This window comes from Streptomyces sp. NPDC091209 (assembly GCF_044757755.1).
In the GTDB taxonomy this organism is placed as follows: domain Bacteria; phylum Actinomycetota; class Actinomycetes; order Streptomycetales; family Streptomycetaceae; genus Streptomyces.
Map to the genome: position 1 here is coordinate 111,391 of NZ_JBIVVR010000017.1, position 16,718 is coordinate 128,108.

Here is a 16,718-nt window from a genome sequence, read left to right on the forward strand (position 1 = left end):
CACCACCTTGTGCGTTGACTCAACCTTTACTCTAATGGGGTCTTGAGATTTGAACTATGGCTTCATATCTTTCCGGTCAGTGTTGCAACGCACCTCTGCACCAGAAAGGTTCCCCGCCCATGGAGGCAAAGGCGATCCGGCTCCAGGGCCTGCGAAAGGCGTTCGGTGAGACGACCGCCGTGGCCGGAGTCGATCTGGAGATAGCCGACGGCGAGTTCTTCTCGATGCTCGGCCCGTCCGGCTCGGGCAAGACGACCGTGCTGCGGATGATCGCCGGCTTCGAGAGCCCGACGGCGGGCCGGATCGAACTGGCCGGCCAGGAGGTCACGGGTCTCGCCCCCTTCGAACGGGACGTCCACACCGTCTTCCAGGACTACGCCCTGTTCCCGCACATGACCGTCGAGGAGAACGTCGCCTACGGCCTGAAGGTCCGCAAGGTACCCAAGGCCGAGCGACTGGTCCGGGCCCGCAAGGCGCTCGCCGACGTACGTCTGGAAGGGTTCGGCCGACGCCGTCCGAGCCAGCTCTCCGGAGGCCAGCGCCAGCGCGTCGCCCTCGCCAGGGCCCTGGTCGGCCGCCCCCGCGTCCTGCTCCTCGACGAGCCCCTCGGCGCCCTCGACCTCAAGCTGCGCGAGCAGATGCAGGTCGAGCTCAAGGCGATCCAGCGCGAGGTCGGCATCACCTTCGTGTTCGTCACCCACGACCAGGAGGAGGCCCTGACGATGAGCGACCGCATCGCCGTCTTCCACCAGGGCCGCATCGAACAGGTCGGCACCCCGGCCGAGATCTACGAACGCCCCGCCACCCCGTTCGTCGCGGGCTTCGTCGGAACATCGAACCTGCTCGACGGGCAGTCGGCGCAGCAGATCGTCGGCGCCCCGGGCACGTACAGCATCCGGCCCGAGAAGATCCGGGTCCTCAAGGAGTCCGCCGAGTCCGACGGGCCTGCCGACTCCGCCGCGTCCGACGGGCCTGCCGACTCCGCCGCGTCCGACGGGCCTGCCGAGTCCGCCGGGCCGGAGTACTCCACCGCCACCGGCACCGTCGCCGAGGTCGTCTACCTGGGCGACGCCACCCGCTTCCTGGTGGACCTCGACGTCGGCGGCCGCCTCACCGCGCTCCAGCAGAACCTGGAGACCTCCTCCGAGGACGTCGCCGCCCTCCGCGGCACCCGGGTCCGGCTCCAGTGGCAGCGCCGCCACACCTTCCAGGTCCCCGACCCCCGCTGACCCTCCCTCCCCGTCACCCGTCACGTATGGAGTACGCCGTGCGCCTCACCCCAACCCTCAAGGCCGCCGCCGCCGTCGCGGTGCTCCTCGCGGCCACCGCCTGCGGATCGTCCGGTACGGGCTCCTCCGCGTCCGGCGGCCTCAACCCGCCGGACCTCAAGGCGCAGTCGAAGCTCGGCAAGGCCGAAGGCCAGGTCAACCTGATCGCCTGGGCCGGCTACGTCGAGGACGGCTCCAACGACCCCAAGGTCGACTGGGTCAGCGACTTCGAGAAGCAGACCGGCTGCCAGGTCAACTCCAAGGTGGCCGCCAGCTCGGACGAGATGGTCAAGCTGATGAAGACCGGCCAGTACGACGCGGTCTCCGCTTCGGGAGACGCCTCCCTGCGCCTCATCGCCTCGGGTGACGCGGCCCCGGTCAACACCGGCCTCGTACCGAACTACAAGAACGTCTTCAGCGGCCTGAAGAAGGGCGCCTGGAACTCCGTCCACGGCCAGATGTACGGCATCCCGCACGGCCGGGGCGCCAACCTCCTGATGTACAACACCCAGAAGGTCACCCCCGCCCCCACGTCCTGGTCCGCGGTCTTCGACGACGCCTCGGCGAACAAGGGCCACGTCACCGCGTACGACTCGCCGATCTACATCGCCGACGCGGCGCTCTATCTGAAGTCGGCCAGGCCCGAGTTGAAGATCAAGGACCCCTACGCGCTCGACCAGAAGCAGTTCGACGCGGCCGTCGCCCTGCTGAAGAAGCAGAGCGCGAACGTGGGGGAGTACTGGAGCGACTACCTCAAGGAGATCTCCGCCTTCAAGAGCGGTGACTCCGTGGTCGGTACCACCTGGCAGGTCATCGCGAACCTCACGGCCGACGAGGGCGCCAAGGTGAAGGCCTTCGTGCCCAAGGAGGGTTCCACGGGCTGGTCCGACACCTGGATGGTCTCCGCCAAGGCCAAGCACCCCAACTGCGCCTACAAGTGGATGGACTGGATCATCTCGCCGAAGGTGAACGCCCAGGTGGCCGAGTACTTCGGTGAGGCGCCCGCCAACTCCCAGGCCTGTCAGTACACCAGCGACAAGACCTTCTGCGACACCTTCCACGCCACCGACGAGAGCTACTGGAAGAACATCGCGTTCTGGAACACGCCCATCGAGCAGTGCCTCGACGGCCGCACCGACGTCAAGTGCGTCCCGTACGCGAAGTGGGTCCAGGCCTGGACCGAGATCAAGGGCTGACCGAACGATGACCTCCACCTCGCAGGCCGCCGGACGCTCCCCCGTCCGGCGGCTCGCGGGGACCCTGCACCGGCACTCCCGGCTGCGGCTGTCCCTGCTGCTGACCGCACCCCTGCTCTGGCTGGCGGTGCTCTATCTCGGCTCACTGGCCGTGCTGTTCGTCTCGGCGTTCTGGACGACGGACTCCTTCACCTCCGAGGTCGTGAAGGTCTGGTCGACCGACAACTTCCACACACTGTTGACCACGCCCGTGTACCGGCAGGTGATCCTGCGCAGCATCGGCGTCGCCCTCGCGGTCACCGCCCTGTGCGCGGTGATCGCCTTCCCGGTCGCCTTCTACACGGCACGGATCGCCCGGCCCGAGCGGCGCCCGCTGCTCGTCGTGGCCATCCTCACGCCCCTGTGGGCGAGTTACCTCGTCAAGGTGTACGCCTGGCGGCTGATCCTCTCCCAAGGCGGCCTCGCCGACTGGGTGTTGAAGCCCCTCGGACTGAGCGGACCCGGGTACGGACCGGTGGCGGCGATCATCGCGCTGACCTACCTCTGGCTGCCGTACATGATCCTGCCGATCCACACCGCGCTGGAGCAGCTTCCCGCCAACCTGCTCGACGCGTCAGCGGACTTGGGGGCCGGGGCGAGCCGCACCTTCCGATCGGTGGTGCTGCCGATGGTCCTGCCGTCCGTGGCCGCCGGCTCGGTCTTCACCTTCTCGCTCAGCCTCGGCGACTACATCACCGTGCAGATCGTCGGCGGCAAGACCCAGCTCATCGGCAACGTCGTCTACTCCAACATCGAACTGAACCTGCCCATGGCCGCCGCGCTCGGCACGGTCCCCGTCGTGGTCATCGTGGTGTACCTCCTCGCGATGCGCCGCACGGGCGCCCTGAGCAGTCTCTGAGGAGCCCGCTGTGCAACTCTCCCGTTCCGCGCGCATCGCGCTGCGCGCCGCCGCCGGGCTCGGCTTCGCCTTCATCTACGTGCCGCTCGCGCTCGTCCTGGTCAACTCCTTCAACCGGGACCGCAGCGCGAGCTGGCCGCCGTCCGGGCTCACCTTCCACTGGTGGTCGACCGCCTGGGAGAACGAGGGTGCCCGCGCGGCGCTGTGGGTCTCGGTCAAGGCCGGTCTCGGCGCCACGGCCATCGCGCTGGTGCTGGGCACGCTGATCGCGTTCGCGGTCGCCCGTCACCGGTTCTTCGGCCGGGACGCCATCTCCTTCGTGGTCGTCCTGCCGATCGCGCTGCCCGGCATCGTCACGGGCATCGCGCTCAACTCGGCGTTCAGTACGGTGCTCGAACCGCTCGGCGTCGGACTCGGCATGTTCACCGTGATCGTCGGTCACGCGACCTTCTGCATCGTCGTCGTCTTCAACAACGTGGTCGCGCGACTGCGCCGTACGTCCGGCACGTACGAGGAGGCCGCGATGGATCTCGGCGCGGACACCTTCCGGGCCTTCGTCGACGTCACCTTCCCGCTGGTGCGCTCGGCGCTGCTGGCCGGTGGACTCCTCGCCTTCGCGCTGTCCTTCGACGAGATCGTCGTGACGACGTTCACGGCGGGGCCCGGCATCGAGACGCTGCCGATCTGGATCTTCAACAACATGACCAGACCGCGGCAGGCACCGGTCGTGAACGTGGTGGCCGCCGTGCTCGTCCTGCTCTCGGTGATCCCGATCTACGCGGCGCAGCGGCTGTCCGCGGACACGGCCACCGAGAGCCGGATCTGACGAACCGCCTGTGCCGGGCTACTGGTTGAACTGAGTAAGAGGCGCCCGGGTCCGTTGCACACGGACTCCGGGCGCCCCTCACCGGCAGGTTGTACGGCGGTTTCTCAGCGCTTGGTGGTGCTGTTGAACAGCGAGCGCGACCAGAGATAGCCGACCAGGCTGATCCCGGCGCACCAGGCGAGCGAGATCCAGCCGCTGTCGCCGATCGCCGAGCCGGAGAGCAGACCGCGCAGCGTCTCGGTCATCGGGGTGAACGGCTGGTTCTCCGCGAACCAGCGCAGGCCCGGGGACATCGAGCCGGCCGGTACGAACGCGGAGCCGAGGAACGGCAGGAACTGGACCAGGAGCGGTTTGTTGCTCGCGGACTCCACGGTCTTGGAGATCAGGCCGAGCGCCGCCGACAGCCAGGTCACCGCGAACGCGATGGCCGCGAGCAGGCCCGCGGCGGCCAGCCATTCGAGCGGGCTCGCGTCCGAGCGGAAACCGACGGCGAGCGCGAACCCCACGACCAGGACGATGCTCACCATCGTCTGGATGACACTGCCGACGACATGGCCCGTCATGAACGACGAACGGGTGATGTTCATGGTGCGGAAGCGGTTGATGATGCCCTCGGTCATGTCGGAGCAGACCGCGATCGAGGTCGACATCGCCCCGGCCGCCACACCCATGACGATGATGCCGGGTGTCAGATACTCCAGGTAGGCGTCCCGGCCGCCGCCCATACCGGCGCCGATCGAGTCCCCGAAGGCGTACACGAACAGCAGCAGCATCAGGATCGGCATCAGGGCGGAGCCGAGCGACACGCTCGGATAGCGGAGCGCGTGCTTGAGATTGCGCCGCAGCATCGTCATCGAGTCGTGCACGGCGTAGGTGAGGGTGCTCATCGCAGGGTCTCCTTGACGTGAAGTGGGCTGCCGGACCCGGTAGCGCCCTCGCCGGTCAGGGCGAGGAACACGTCGTCGAGGTCGGGGGTGTGCACGGAGAAGTCGGCGGCCCGGATGCCGGCGGCGTCGAGCCGGTCGATCAGGGCGCGCAGCGCGTCGAGGCCGCCGTCGCCCGCCACCCGCAGCGCGAGGTCCTCGTCGTCGCGGGCCGCGCCGGGGAACGCGCCGGCCGCGCGCTCGTACTCCGCGGGCTCGTTGAACCGCAGCCGCACGTGGCTGCCGGGGATCTGCGCCTTGAGCTCGTCGGCGGTGCCCTCGGCGACGATCCGGCCGCCGTCGAGCACGGCGATCCGGTCGGCCAACTGATCGGCCTCTTCGAGGTATTGGGTGGTGAGGAAGACGGTGGTGCCGCCCGCGACGAGCGAGCGGACCGTGTCCCACATGGTGCGACGGCTGCGCGGATCGAGCCCGGTCGTCGGCTCGTCCAGGAAGATCACCTGAGGGTCGCCGACCAGCGTCATGGCGAGGTCCAGCCGGCGCCGCATACCGCCGGAGAAGGTCGCGGCCCGCTTGCCCGCGACGTCCGCGATGTCGAACCGCTGAAGCAACTCCTTGGTACGGGACCGGCCTTCGCGTTTGCCGAGGCGCAGCAGATCGGCCATGAGGAGCAGGTTCTCCTCGGCGGTGAGCAGGTCGTCGAGCGCGGAGAACTGCCCGGTGACCCCGATCGCGGCGCGTACCCCGTCCGGGGAGGTGGCGATGTCGTGGCCCGCGACCTGGGCCTGCCCGCCGTCGGGGGCGATGAGCGTGGAGAGGATCTGCACGGTGGTGGTCTTGCCGGCGCCGTTGGGCCCGAGCAGCGCGAAAACGGAACCGGCCGGGATACGCAGATCGATGCCGTCGAGCACGGTCTTGTCGCCGTACGACTTGCGCAGACCGATGGTGGAGACGGCGGGGGGCGCCGGATCGACACCCTGCCTAGGCATGGGCATGACAGAAGAAGGCATGGAGTTCTCCCGTTCGAAGGCTGAGTGAATGAGGGTCCGGAAGAGAAGTGAATGAGGGTCCGGAAGAGATGAGGAAATGGGGCCGGAAGAGAGAAGGCGGGAGCGGGAACGGCGACGGCGCGGGGGCGGGAGGGCTCAGGACCTGGCGCGGAGGACGTCGATGTTCCCCCAGTTGCTCCGTGCGCGGACCGTGACGGTTCCCTCGGTCTGCTCCGGAGCCTCGGACGCGGCGAGCCTGTTGCGAACCTGGCCGCGGTTGGAACTGACGTCGAGCCAGGCGGCGACGCCCTCGCGGATGCCGACCTCGATGGAGCCGTTGGACGTCTCCAACCGGATCTCGCCGCCGCTGACTTCGGTGAGGCGCAGGTGCCCGTTCGTCGTGGTGCCGCTGACCGACGCCCCGGCGCGTGTGATGTCGATGCCGCCGTTCGTGCTGCTCACCCGCGTCTCGCCGGTGACCGTGCCGACGGTTGTGGCGCCGTGCGCGTTCTTCAGGACGGCGGGACCCTCGACCGTGCCGACCCGTACGTTGCCGGTGCTGCTGGTGATCTCGGCCATGCCCTCGACCCGGTCCACGGTGACCAGGCCGTGCGACACGGTCAGCTTCAGCGGGCCGGTGGTGTCGAGGCGGACATCGCCGGCCGAGGTCTTCACCCGGACCTCGCCGAGCCGGCCCTCGCCGAGCAACTGGGCCCAGGAGCCGGTCATGTCGACCTGGGAGCCCGTGGGCAGGTCGACCGTCACATCGACGAGACCGCTGGGGCCGACCAGGGGCCGGTGCTTGGTCCTGACCGTCAGGACACCGCTCGCGTACACCACCTCGGTCTGCTCGGCGGCCCGCACGTCCTTGTCCCGCTTCGGGTCGCGTGGCAGCACCTCGACGACCGTGTCGGCGCGGTCGCCCGCGGTGAGCCGGATGGAACCGGCGGCCACCTCGGCGGTGACCGAGATCGGCTGGGGAGTGTCGAAAGAAGGCATGGCTGTCCCGTCCTCGTGAGTCCTTGAGCCGTCCCCGCAGGTGGGGCTCGGTGTGGGTGAAGTGGTGAGGGCGCGGGCGCGGTCAGCGCACCCAGCCCGTGAAGCTCTGTCCGATCGTGCGGGCCTTCTCCGTCGTGCGCGGCCGCGCGCCGCCGTCGACCGCGGCCGACACGGCCCGCACCAGCCACGCGTTGACCGACAGGCCCTCCTGGTTCGCGGCCTCCTCGGCGCGCGCCTTGAGATGGGTCGGCAGGCGCAGATTGACGCGGGCGGTGCCGCCCGCATCGCCGTCCGCGGGAGCCTGCGCCCTGAAGGGTTCGACGGGCGCGTCGGCCGTTTCCGCGGGGCCGCCGTAGGAGGGCGGCAGCGTCACCACGAAGTCGGGGTCCAGTCCGCGCAGCCGTACGTCGACCGAGCCGGGGGCGAGTTCGCGGGTGATCTCGTCCATCGCGGCGGAGAGCACATTGAGCAGGGTCAGACGCGTCGCCGACTCCAGGGGAGCGGTGAGGCGCTCGGCCAGCTCACGGGCTTCTTCCCCGCCGGCTTCGGCGGCCACCGCGAGTTCGCGGCGGAGGGTGTCGACATACGGAGTGAGGTCCATGACGACATGGTGGCACCACTATGGCGCCATTCGCAAGCCCGACTGGCGCTTCGTGGGGAACGGTTTCGTAAGTGACCCATCTGAGCTGCGAGAACGTGAGTGTGCCAATCTGGGTCACGGTGGTGCCATGTGCGCTCATGTGCCATTCGAGGGTGCGCAGCGGCGCTGGATGGCGCCGGATGGCCCTGAGTGGCGCCGGGTGGTGCCATCTGGTGCCACCGGGTGTCGTCTGACGCCCTCGTGCTGCCTCATGTGGCGCCGCGCGCGCCCTGCGATGCCGCAAAGAGGTCGCCCGCCCCCGCCTGTTGTCCCGCGGCAAGGTCGAGTCCGCCAGGCTTCCGACATTCTTCCGGCGCTCCTCCTGCAGTCTTCGGATGTGCGAGAGAGGTATGTGACATAGTACTGACGTGAGCCAGCCCTATACCTGCGATGTAGTAGTCGTCGGAGCCGGAATGGTGGGCGCCGCCTGCGCCCTGTACGCGGCTCGCGCGGGCCTCGACGTCGCCGTGGTGGACCGCGGCCCGGTGGCCGGCGGCACGACCGGCGCGGGTGAGGGGAATCTGCTCGTCTCGGACAAGGAACCCGGACCCGAACTCGACCTCGCCCTGCTGTCCGGACGCCTGTGGGCCGACCTCGCCGAGGAGTGCGCGGAGGCGATCGAGTACGAGGCCAAGGGCGGCGTCGTCGTGGCCTCCACGCCCGAGGGCCTGGCCGCGCTGGAGACCTTCGCGGCGGGCCAGCGGACGGCCGGTGTCCTGACCGAACCGGTAGCGGCCGATCAACTGCACGACCTGGAACCGTACTTGGCCCCGGGGCTCGCGGGGGCCGTCCACTATCCGCAGGACACCCAGGTGATGCCCGCCCTGGCCGCGGCGCGTCTGCTACGGGATTCGGGGGCGCGGCTGCTGACCGGGCACACCGTGACCGAGGTGCTGCGAGCGAGGGACGGCTCGGTCCGCGGCGTACGCACCGACCGGGGCGAGCTGCACGCGCCCGCCGTCGTCAACGCGGCCGGCACCTGGGGCGCAGAGGTGGCCTCCCTCTCCGGCGTCACCCTCCCCGTCCTGCCGCGCCGGGGATTCGTCCTCGTCACCGAGCCCCTGCCGCGCCGGGTGCGGCACAAGGTCTACGCCGCGGACTACGTCGCCGACGTCGCCAGCGACTCGGCCGCTCTCCAGACGTCGCCGGTGGTGGAGGGGACCGCGGCCGGCCCGATCCTGATCGGCGCGAGCAGGGAACGGGTGGGCTTCGACCGGTCGTTCTCGCTGCCCGTCGTACGGCAACTGGCCGCCGGTGCCACGCGGCTCTTCCCTTTCCTGGCGCAGGTGCGCGCCCTGCGGACCTACCTCGGGTTCCGGCCCTACCTTCCCGACCATCTGCCCGCCATCGGCCCCGACCCCCGGGCACCGGGTCTCTTCCACGCCTGCGGGCACGAGGGGGCCGGCATCGGACTGTCCACCGGGACCGGACACCTCATCGCGCAGGTCCTGGCGGGCAGGACACCCGACCTCGACCTCGCGCCGTTCCGCCCCGACCGCTTCTCCGAGGAGGCCGCGTGAACCCTTTGGACCTCGTACGGGCCGAGCCCGGCCCCGAGTTCACCGTCACGCTCGACGGCCGGGACATCCAAGTGCTGCCCGGCCGGACCGTCGCCGCCGCGCTGTGGGCCGAGGGCGTCACCTCCTGGCGCACCACCCGGGACGCGGGCCGGCCTCGCGGTGTCTTCTGCGGCATCGGCGTCTGCTTCGACTGTCTCGTCACCGTCAACGACCGCCCCAACCAGCGGGCCTGTCTGGTTCCGCTGGCTCCGGGCGACACGATCCGCACACAGGAGGGCAGCGGTCACGATGTCTGACGGACGCCACCACCTCGCGGTGATCGGTGCCGGTCCGGCCGGCCTCGCCGCCTCCCTCGCCGCGGCGGCACGCGGCATCCACGTGACGCTGATCGACTCGGCAGCGGCGGCGGGCGGGCAGTTCTACCGCCGGCCCGCGAGCGGTCTCGGCGCCCGGCGGCCCTGGGCGTTGCACCACGAGTGGCGCACCTGGGAACGGCTGGAGCGGGGGCTCGCCGAACACCTGGAAGGGGGCACCGTCGAGCACTTGACGGACCATCATGCATGGCTGGTGGAACGGCCCGAAGCGACGTTCGTCGGTGCGGGTGCCGGTGCTAGTGCGGGCGCCGATACCGGTGCTCGTGACGGTGAGGAGGTTGAGGCCGGGCCCGGGGCCACCCGTCACGGCGCCTCCGCCGAGCGCGCGCACACCGCCCCCGTCGCACGGCTCGGATTCACCGTCCACGCCCTCATCGGCCCCCTCCAGGAGCGTTCCGTCGCCGTGCGCGCCGACGCCGTGCTCCTCGCCACCGGTGGATACGAGAAGGTGCTGCCCTTCCCCGGCTGGACCCTGCCCGGAGTCGTCACGGCGGGCGGGGCCCAGGCCATGCTCAAGGGCGGTCTCGTCGTGCCGGGCCGAAGAGCCGTCGTCGCGGGGACCGGACCCCTGCTGATGCCCGTGGCGACCGGACTGGCCACCGCCGGGGTCGAGGTCGCCGCGCTCGTGGAGTCCGCCGATCCAAGAGGGTTCATCCGCAGGGCCGGGGTACTGGCGTCCCAGCCCGGCAAGGTCGTCGAGGGAATCCGGTACGCGGCCCAACTCCTGCGCCACCGGGTACCGTTCGTTCCCCTGCACACCGTCGTCGAAGCCCATGGAGAGGAACGGCTCGAAGCCGTCACCGTCGCCGCACTCGGCCCCGACGGGCGGGTGCGGTCCGGAACCGGGCGCCGCATCCCCTGCGACACGCTCGCCGTCGGGCACGGGATGATCCCGCACACCGATCTCGCCGGAGCCCTCGGCTGCCGTCTCGACGGGTCGAAGGTCGCCGTGGACGACGAGCAGCGCACCGACGTGCCGGGCGTCTGGGCCGCGGGGGAGACCACCGGTATCGGCGGCGCCGCGCTCTCCCTGGCCGAGGGGCATCTCGCGGGCCGGTCGATCGCGGCCCGGCTCTCCGGCACCGAACCCGACCCGCACGGGGCGGCCCGAGCCGCCAAGTCCCGTACGGGAATGCGGTCGTTCGCCTCGGCACTCGACGCGGTGTACGCGCCCCCGGCGCACTGGACGGACCAGATCACCGACGACACCCTCGTGTGCCGCTGCGAGGAGGTCACGGCCCGCCGCGTCCGCGAGGCCGTCGCCGACCTCGGCGCGGGCGACGTACGGACGGTCAAACTGCTCACCCGTGCCGGGATGGGGTGGTGCCAGGGTCGGATGTGCGAACCCGCGGTCGCCGGTCTCGTCGGCTGCGAACAGACCCCCGTACGAAGGCTGTTGGCGCGCCCGGTACCGCTCGGCGTACTCGCCGGCACCGGTGCGGACGACGACCCGCCACCGGGTCCGGACCGTCCCCCGGCCCCGCGGTGACCCGCGCCGACCCGCCACCGGGTCCGGACCGTCCCCCGGCCCCGCGGTGACCCGCGCCGACCCGCCTCGCCGTCCCCGTACCGACGCGCTCCCTCGTCGATGCGGGCCGTGCCGACACGCCACAAGGGCGGCGGGGCCCGCTCCCACCGCACCTCGACCCCTGCCGCACCTTGGCGTCGCACCTCGGCCGACAGTGAAATGTCACACCGTATCGAGAGGATGAGTACCTCATGACCGTCACCCCCGACAGCCGTCCCTGGCGCGGTGTCCTCGTCGCCACCGCGCTCCCGCTGAACGACGACCTCTCCGTGGACCACGACCGGTACGCCGAACACTGCGCCTGGCTCGTCGAGAACGGCTGCGACGGCGTCGTACCGAACGGTTCGCTCGGCGAGTACCAGGTGCTCACGCCCGGAGAGCGCGCCAAGGTCGTCGAGACCGCCGTCACGGCGATCGGCGGGTCCCGGGTGATGCCGGGCGTCGCCGCGTACGGCTCCGCCGAGGCCCGCCGCTGGGCCGAGCAGGCGAGGGACGCGGGCTGCGGCGCCGTGATGCTGCTGCCGCCCAACGCGTACCGCGCGGACGAGCGTTCCGTCCTCGCCCACTACGAAGAGGTCTCCCGGGCGGGCGTCCCGGTCGTCGCGTACAACAACCCGATCGACACCAAGGTCGACCTGGTGCCCGAACTCCTCGCGAAGCTGCACGCCGCCGGTCTCATCCAGGGGGTCAAGGAGTTCTCCGGAGATGTGCGCCGCGCCTACCGTATCGCCGAACTCGCCCCGGAACTCGACCTGTTGATCGGCGCCGACGACGTCCTGCTCGAACTCGCCGTCGCGGGCGCCAAGGGCTGGGTGGCCGGCTACCCGAACGCGCTGCCCCGCGCGAGCGTCGAGCTCTACCGCGCCGCCGTCGCCGGTGACCTCGACACGGCGGGCAAGCTCTACCGTCAACTGCACCCGCTGCTGCGCTGGGACTCCCAGGTCGAGTTCGTCCAGGCGATCAAGCTGTCCATGGACATCGTCGGCCGTCACGGAGGTCCGGTCCGGCCGCCGCGCGTCCCGCTGCTGCCGGAGCAGGAGGCCGCCGTACGCCTGGCCACGGACCGGGCCGTCGCCGCCGGTCTCGCCTGAGCCGTCACCGGCCGCCCGCCGGCAGCGTGGCCGCCCGCCGACACCACCGAGGAGCCCCATGCGCAGCAAACTCGTCCTGCACGCCGTCGACTCGCACACCGAGGGCATGCCCACCCGGGTGATCACCGGCGGGATCGGCACGGTCCCGGGCGCCACCATGAACGAGCGGCGGCTGTACTTCCGCGACCACCGCGACGACATCAAGCGGCTCCTGATGAACGAGCCGCGCGGGCACGCGGCGATGAGCGGCGCGATCCTCCAGCCGCCCACCCGCCCGGACTGCGACTACGGGGTGATCTACATCGAAGTGTCGGGCTATCTGCCGATGTGCGGACACGGCACGATCGGCGTGGCCACCGTGCTGGTGGAGACCGGCATGGTCGAGGTCGTCGAGCCCGTCACCACGATCCGGCTCGACACCCCGGCGGGTCTCGTCGTCGCGGAGGTCGCCGTCGAGGACGGAGCGGCGAAGGCGGTCACGCTCAGGAACGTGCCGTCCTTCGCCGTCGGCCTCGACCGCGAGGCCACGCTCGCCGACGGGCGCACGGTGACGTACGACCTGGCCTACGGCGGGAACTTCTACGCGATCCTGCCGCTGGAGCAGTTCGGCCTGCCCTTCGACCGCTCCCGCAAGGACGAGATCCTCGCGGCGGGACTGGCCCTGATGGACGCGGTCAACGCCGAGGGCGAGCCGGTGCACCCCGAGGACCCGTCCATCCGTGGCTGTCACCACGTCCATCTGTACGCGCCCGGGGCGACGGCCCGCTTCTCGCGGCACGCGATGGCGATCCATCCGGGCTGGTTCGACCGCTCACCCTGCGGTACGGGCACCAGCGCGCGCATGGCCCAACTGCACGCGCGCGGACAACTCCCGCTGGACACCGAGTTCGTGAACGAGTCCTTCATCGGGACACGGTTCACCGGGCGGCTGCTCGGCACCACCGAGGTGGCCGGAATGCCCGCCGTGCTGCCCAGCTTCACCGGCCGCGCCTGGATCACCGGAACCGCCCAGTACCTGCTCGACCCCTCGGACCCGTTCCCGGCCGGGTTCGTCCTGTGAGCGGCCCCGCTCCAGGCCGTAGATACTGGTCGTCCGAGTAACACGTGATATGGCACAAGGCCGATGCGCCAGGACGACCGCGCACCGGCCCGTACGACCCGTCCGAGGAGACCCCGATGGCCGACCGGCGCAGCAGCGCACCCTCAGCCGCTCCCGACCTGCCCGCGCTGGGCGGCAGGCGGAGCAGCTTTCGCGAGCGCGTGGCCGACGCGCTGCGCGCCGCGCTGATCGCGGGCGAACTGCGGCCCGGCGAGGTCTATTCCGCGCCCACCCTGGCGGCCCGCTTCGGAGTCTCGGCGACGCCGGTCCGTGAGGCCATGCTCGACCTGGCCAAGGAGGGTCTGGTCGACACGGTCCCCAACAAGGGGTTCCGGGTCACGGCGGTCTCCGAGAAGCAGCTCGACGAGTACACCCACATCCGCTCGCTCATCGAGATCCCGACCGTCGTGCGGCTGGCCGCCACGGCGGACCCCGTCTCGCTGGAGGCGCTGCGTCCGGCCGCCCGGGAGATCGTGACTGCGGCGGCCGCCGGTGACCTCATCGCCTACGTGGAGGCGGACATCCGCTTCCACCTCGGTCTGCTGGCCCTCGCGGGCAACGCCCATCTCGTCGAGGTCGTCGGCGACCTGCGCAAGCGCTCGCGTCTGTACGGGCTCACCGCCCTGGTCGAGGCCGGCCGGCTGGAGGCCTCGGCCCGGGAGCACCTGGAACTCCTCGACGCCCTCCTGGAGCGCGACGAGCGCGCCGTGCACGCGGTGATGACGCGTCACCTGGGGCATGTCCGCGGACTGTGGGCGGCGCCCTGAGGAAGGGGTGGCGCCCTGTGGGGTCCGCCGGCGCGGGCGTGAAGAGGCCGAATTTTACGCAAGCGACTTGCATTTCTTGCGCTATTCTTGCGTGCATGACGCGACGACTTGCTCAGGTGGCGAAGAAGGTCGGGGTCAGCGAGGCCACGGTCAGCCGGGTGCTCAACGGCAAGCCCGGTGTCTCCGACTCCACCCGGCAGGCGGTCCTCTCCGCCCTCGACGTCCTCGGCTACGAGCGGCCGACCCAGTTGCGCGGCGAACGCGCGCGGCTCGTCGGTCTCGTCCTGCCCGAGCTGCAGAACCCGATCTTCCCGGCCTTCGCCGAAGTGATCGGCGCGGCGCTCGCGCAGCTCGGCCTCACCCCGGTGCTGTGCACCCAGACCAAGGGCGGTGTCTCCGAGGCCGACTATGTGGAGCTGCTGCTTCAGCAGCAGGTGTCCGGCGTGGTCTTCGCCGGCGGTCTGTACGCGCAGGCCGACGCGCCGCACGGCCACTACCGCCAGCTCGCGGACCGCAACATTCCGGTGGTGCTGGTCAACGCGGCCATCGAACACCTCGGCTTCCCCTGTGTCTCCTGCGACGACGCCGTCGCCGTCGAGCAGGCCTGGCGTCATCTCGACTCGCTCGGCCACGAGCGGATCGGGCTCGTCCTCGGCCCCGGCGACCACATGCCCTCCGGCCGCAAGCTCGCGGCGGCCCGCGCCCTCTCGCCGGAGCTGCCCGACGAGTACGTGGCACGGGCGATGTTCTCGCTGGAGGGCGGACAGGCCGCGGCCACCCGGCTGCTCGACCGGGGAGTCACCGGCATCATCTGCGCCAGCGACCCGCTCGCGCTCGGCGCCGTGAGGGCCGCCCGCCGCAAGGGGCTCAGTGTCCCCGGCGAGATCTCCGTCGTCGGGTACGACGACTCGGCGTTCATGAACTGCACCGAACCCCCGCTGACCACGGTCCGCCAACCGATCGAGGCCATGGGGCGTGCCGCGGTGGAACTGCTGAGCGCGCAGATCGGCGGCAGCAGCGTGACCGCCGAAGAGCTTCTGTTCGAACCGGAGTTGGTGGTGCGCGGGTCGACCGCTCAAGCACCACGCGGCTGAGACGCGGAGCGCAGGTTCCCGACCGGGGGCCTGCAATCACCTGCCACAGAGACCCCGATCGCTGTCAAATAATTACAGATTCTGCGCGACATCTTGCGGACCGATGTCGGCGGTGCTTGAGTGTGCGGCGCCAGAACACGGCGGCACGCCCGCCGTGGGCCTTCCTCGCTCCAGCCCGAAGGGGTCCACCAATGAGAAGTACCGGGTTCCGCCGTACCTTCGTCATGCTCATGGCGTCCTCCGTCGCGCTCACCGCCGCCGGCTGCGGTTCGAGCGGCGACGACGCGGCCAACGGAAAGACCCGCATCACGGTCAACTGCGAGCCGCCGAAGAGCGCCAAGGTCGACCGCACGTTCTTCGACGCCGACATCAAGGCGTTCGAGAAGGCCAACCCGGGCATCGACGTCGTCGCGCACGACGCGTTCCCGTGTCAGGACCCCAAGACCTTCGACGCCAAGCTGGCCGGCGGCCAGATGGAGGACGTGTTCTACACGTACTTCACCGACGCCAAGCACGTCGTCGACGTCAACCAGGCCGCGGACATTACGAGTTACGTCAAGGACCTCAAGAGCTACAGCACCATCCAGCAGCAACTCCGCGACATCTACACCGTGGACGGCAAGATCTACGGAGTCCCCCGCACCGGCTACTCGATGGGCCTCATCTACAACAAGAAGCTCTTCCAGCAGGCCGGCCTCGACCCCGACAAGCCCCCGGCCACCTGGGACGAGGTGCGCGCGGACGCCAAGAAGATCGCCGCGCTCGGCAAGGGCACGGTCGGATACGCCGACTACAGCGCCCAGAACCAGGGCGGTTGGCACTTCACCGCCGAGCTGTACTCGCAGGGCGGGAACGTCGTCGCCCCGGACGGCAAGACGGCGACCATCGACACCCCCGAGGGCAAGGCGGTCCTGCAGAACCTGAAGGACATGCGCTGGGGCGACAACTCCATGGGCAGCAAGCAGCTGTTGGTCATCAACGACGTCCAGCAGATGATGGGCTCCGGCAAGCTCGGCATGTACCTCTCCGCGCCCGACAACATCCCGATCCTCGTCAAGGAGAAGGGCGGCAACTACAACGACCTCGCCCTCGCGCCCATGCCCGGCGGCAAGGGCACGCTCATCGGCGGCGACGGCTACATGTTCAACAAGAAGGACACCCCGGAGCAGATCAAGGCCGGCCTCAAGTGGCTCGACCACATGTTCCTGACGCCCGGAGCCGGCTTCCTCGGTGACTACGCCCGCGCCAAGCAGAACAACGCCCCGGTCGGCCTGCCCGAACCGCGTCTGTTCACCGGTGCCGCGGACGCCAAGGACCAGCAGGTCAAGAAGGCCAACGCCAACGTGCCCGTGGACAATTACCAGGCCTTCCTCGACGGCAACCAGAGCCTGCAGATGAAGATCGAGCCCCCGCAGGCCCAGCAGATCTACTCCGTCCTCGACGCCGCCGTGTCCGCGGTCCTCACCAAGAAGGACGCCGACATCGACCAGCTCCTCAAGGACGCCTCCGGCAAGATCGACTCCATCCTGGCCCGAGGCTGACACC

Annotated in this window: 16 protein-coding genes; 12 read left to right on the top strand and 4 right to left on the bottom strand. The window is 70.3% G+C overall.

Annotated features, from left to right (window positions below; translation table 11 throughout):
* Positions 1-119 precede the first annotated feature (119 nt).
* From ACIQRL_RS35920 to ACIQRL_RS35935, 4 genes are read left to right on the top strand one after another with little or no spacing between them, the layout of a single operon-like run.
* Positions 120-1,229 carry an ABC transporter ATP-binding protein gene (locus ACIQRL_RS35920; RefSeq protein WP_401339532.1) on the top strand — a complete coding sequence of 370 codons (1,110 nt, stop codon included), beginning with the start codon at positions 120-122 and terminating at the stop codon, positions 1,227-1,229.
* Between the two features lie 26 nt (positions 1,230-1,255).
* Complete coding sequence (locus ACIQRL_RS35925; RefSeq protein ID WP_401339534.1) at positions 1,256-2,464, top strand: ABC transporter substrate-binding protein; 1,209 nt, start codon at positions 1,256-1,258, stop codon at positions 2,462-2,464.
* A gap of 7 nt (positions 2,465-2,471) precedes the next feature.
* Positions 2,472-3,362, top strand: a complete 891-nt coding sequence (locus ACIQRL_RS35930; RefSeq protein WP_401339537.1) for an ABC transporter permease — start codon at positions 2,472-2,474, stop codon at positions 3,360-3,362.
* 10 nt (positions 3,363-3,372) lie between these two features.
* Entirely contained in the window at positions 3,373-4,188 is an 816-nt protein-coding gene (locus tag ACIQRL_RS35935) for an ABC transporter permease (RefSeq protein WP_401339540.1), read from the top strand.
* A 104-nt stretch (positions 4,189-4,292) separates the two neighbouring features.
* Here ACIQRL_RS35935 and ACIQRL_RS35940 read toward each other — a convergent pair whose 3' ends face one another.
* From ACIQRL_RS35940 to ACIQRL_RS35955, 4 genes are all read right to left on the bottom strand, one after another.
* Complete coding sequence (locus ACIQRL_RS35940; protein WP_401339541.1) at positions 4,293-5,075, bottom strand: ABC transporter permease; 783 nt, start codon at positions 5,073-5,075, stop codon at positions 4,293-4,295.
* Positions 5,072-6,067 (bottom strand): ATP-binding cassette domain-containing protein, encoded by a 996-nt coding sequence (locus tag ACIQRL_RS35945; RefSeq protein ID WP_401339654.1) that lies wholly within the window; start codon positions 6,065-6,067, stop codon positions 5,072-5,074. The genes ACIQRL_RS35940 and ACIQRL_RS35945 overlap by 4 nt, the downstream gene beginning before the upstream one ends.
* A gap of 150 nt (positions 6,068-6,217) precedes the next feature.
* A complete protein-coding gene (locus ACIQRL_RS35950; RefSeq protein WP_401339544.1) occupies positions 6,218-7,060 on the bottom strand; it encodes a DUF4097 family beta strand repeat-containing protein in 843 nt (280 codons plus the stop codon).
* An 82-nt stretch (positions 7,061-7,142) separates the two neighbouring features.
* Positions 7,143-7,661 (bottom strand): toxin-antitoxin system HicB family antitoxin, encoded by a 519-nt coding sequence (locus ACIQRL_RS35955; RefSeq protein ID WP_401339545.1) that lies wholly within the window; start codon positions 7,659-7,661, stop codon positions 7,143-7,145.
* Between the two features lie 407 nt (positions 7,662-8,068).
* Here ACIQRL_RS35955 and ACIQRL_RS35960 point away from each other — a divergent pair, with 407 nt between their 5' ends.
* The 8 genes from ACIQRL_RS35960 to ACIQRL_RS35995 all read left to right on the top strand — a co-directional run bounded on the left by ACIQRL_RS35960 (position 8,069) and on the right by ACIQRL_RS35995 (position 16,714).
* Positions 8,069-9,220: an NAD(P)/FAD-dependent oxidoreductase gene (locus ACIQRL_RS35960; RefSeq protein ID WP_401339547.1), complete on the top strand. Its 1,152-nt coding sequence runs from the start codon at positions 8,069-8,071 to the stop codon at positions 9,218-9,220.
* The gene (locus ACIQRL_RS35965; protein ID WP_401339549.1) at positions 9,217-9,516 is read left to right on the top strand and encodes a (2Fe-2S)-binding protein; all 300 of its coding nucleotides are present in this window, start codon (positions 9,217-9,219) and stop codon (positions 9,514-9,516) included. Before ACIQRL_RS35960 ends, ACIQRL_RS35965 begins: the two co-directional genes overlap by 4 nt.
* Positions 9,509-11,083, top strand: a complete 1,575-nt coding sequence (locus tag ACIQRL_RS35970; protein ID WP_401339551.1) for an FAD-dependent oxidoreductase — start codon at positions 9,509-9,511, stop codon at positions 11,081-11,083. The genes ACIQRL_RS35965 and ACIQRL_RS35970 overlap by 8 nt, the downstream gene beginning before the upstream one ends.
* A 230-nt stretch (positions 11,084-11,313) precedes the next feature.
* A complete protein-coding gene (locus ACIQRL_RS35975; protein WP_401339553.1) occupies positions 11,314-12,213 on the top strand; it encodes a dihydrodipicolinate synthase family protein in 900 nt (299 codons plus the stop codon).
* A gap of 58 nt (positions 12,214-12,271) precedes the next feature.
* Positions 12,272-13,273: a proline racemase family protein gene (locus ACIQRL_RS35980; protein ID WP_401339555.1), complete on the top strand. Its 1,002-nt coding sequence runs from the start codon at positions 12,272-12,274 to the stop codon at positions 13,271-13,273.
* Between the two features lie 116 nt (positions 13,274-13,389).
* Positions 13,390-14,079, top strand: coding sequence for a GntR family transcriptional regulator (locus ACIQRL_RS35985; protein WP_401339558.1), 690 nt, complete (start codon positions 13,390-13,392; stop codon positions 14,077-14,079).
* A gap of 95 nt (positions 14,080-14,174) precedes the next feature.
* Complete coding sequence (locus tag ACIQRL_RS35990) at positions 14,175-15,173, top strand: LacI family DNA-binding transcriptional regulator (RefSeq protein WP_401339560.1); 999 nt, start codon at positions 14,175-14,177, stop codon at positions 15,171-15,173.
* A gap of 191 nt (positions 15,174-15,364) precedes the next feature.
* The gene (locus ACIQRL_RS35995; protein WP_401339562.1) at positions 15,365-16,714 is read left to right on the top strand and encodes an ABC transporter substrate-binding protein; all 1,350 of its coding nucleotides are present in this window, start codon (positions 15,365-15,367) and stop codon (positions 16,712-16,714) included.
* Positions 16,715-16,718: the final 4 nt, after the last annotated feature.

What these genes read in the sequence shown, in the direction of transcription:
- ACIQRL_RS35995 (WP_401339562.1), top strand. Translation starts at nt 15,365, where the DNA reads ATGAGAAGTACCGGGTTCCGCCGTACCTTCGTCATGCTCATGGCGTCC.
- ACIQRL_RS35920 (WP_401339532.1), top strand. Translation starts at nt 120, where the DNA reads ATGGAGGCAAAGGCGATCCGGCTCCAGGGCCTGCGAAAGGCGTTCGGT.
- ACIQRL_RS35970 (WP_401339551.1), top strand. Translation starts at nt 9,509, where the DNA reads ATGTCTGACGGACGCCACCACCTCGCGGTGATCGGTGCCGGTCCGGCC.
- ACIQRL_RS35950 (WP_401339544.1), bottom strand. Translation starts at nt 7,060, where the DNA reads ATGCCTTCTTTCGACACTCCCCAGCCGATCTCGGTCACCGCCGAGGTG.
- ACIQRL_RS35980 (WP_401339555.1), top strand. Translation starts at nt 12,272, where the DNA reads ATGCGCAGCAAACTCGTCCTGCACGCCGTCGACTCGCACACCGAGGGC.
- ACIQRL_RS35925 (WP_401339534.1), top strand. Translation starts at nt 1,256, where the DNA reads ATGGAGTACGCCGTGCGCCTCACCCCAACCCTCAAGGCCGCCGCCGCC.
- ACIQRL_RS35930 (WP_401339537.1), top strand. Translation starts at nt 2,472, where the DNA reads ATGACCTCCACCTCGCAGGCCGCCGGACGCTCCCCCGTCCGGCGGCTC.
- ACIQRL_RS35945 (WP_401339654.1), bottom strand. Translation starts at nt 6,067, where the DNA reads ATGCCCATGCCTAGGCAGGGTGTCGATCCGGCGCCCCCCGCCGTCTCC.
- ACIQRL_RS35955 (WP_401339545.1), bottom strand. Translation starts at nt 7,661, where the DNA reads ATGGACCTCACTCCGTATGTCGACACCCTCCGCCGCGAACTCGCGGTG.
- ACIQRL_RS35940 (WP_401339541.1), bottom strand. Translation starts at nt 5,075, where the DNA reads ATGAGCACCCTCACCTACGCCGTGCACGACTCGATGACGATGCTGCGG.
- ACIQRL_RS35990 (WP_401339560.1), top strand. Translation starts at nt 14,175, where the DNA reads ATGACGCGACGACTTGCTCAGGTGGCGAAGAAGGTCGGGGTCAGCGAG.
- ACIQRL_RS35985 (WP_401339558.1), top strand. Translation starts at nt 13,390, where the DNA reads ATGGCCGACCGGCGCAGCAGCGCACCCTCAGCCGCTCCCGACCTGCCC.
- ACIQRL_RS35975 (WP_401339553.1), top strand. Translation starts at nt 11,314, where the DNA reads ATGACCGTCACCCCCGACAGCCGTCCCTGGCGCGGTGTCCTCGTCGCC.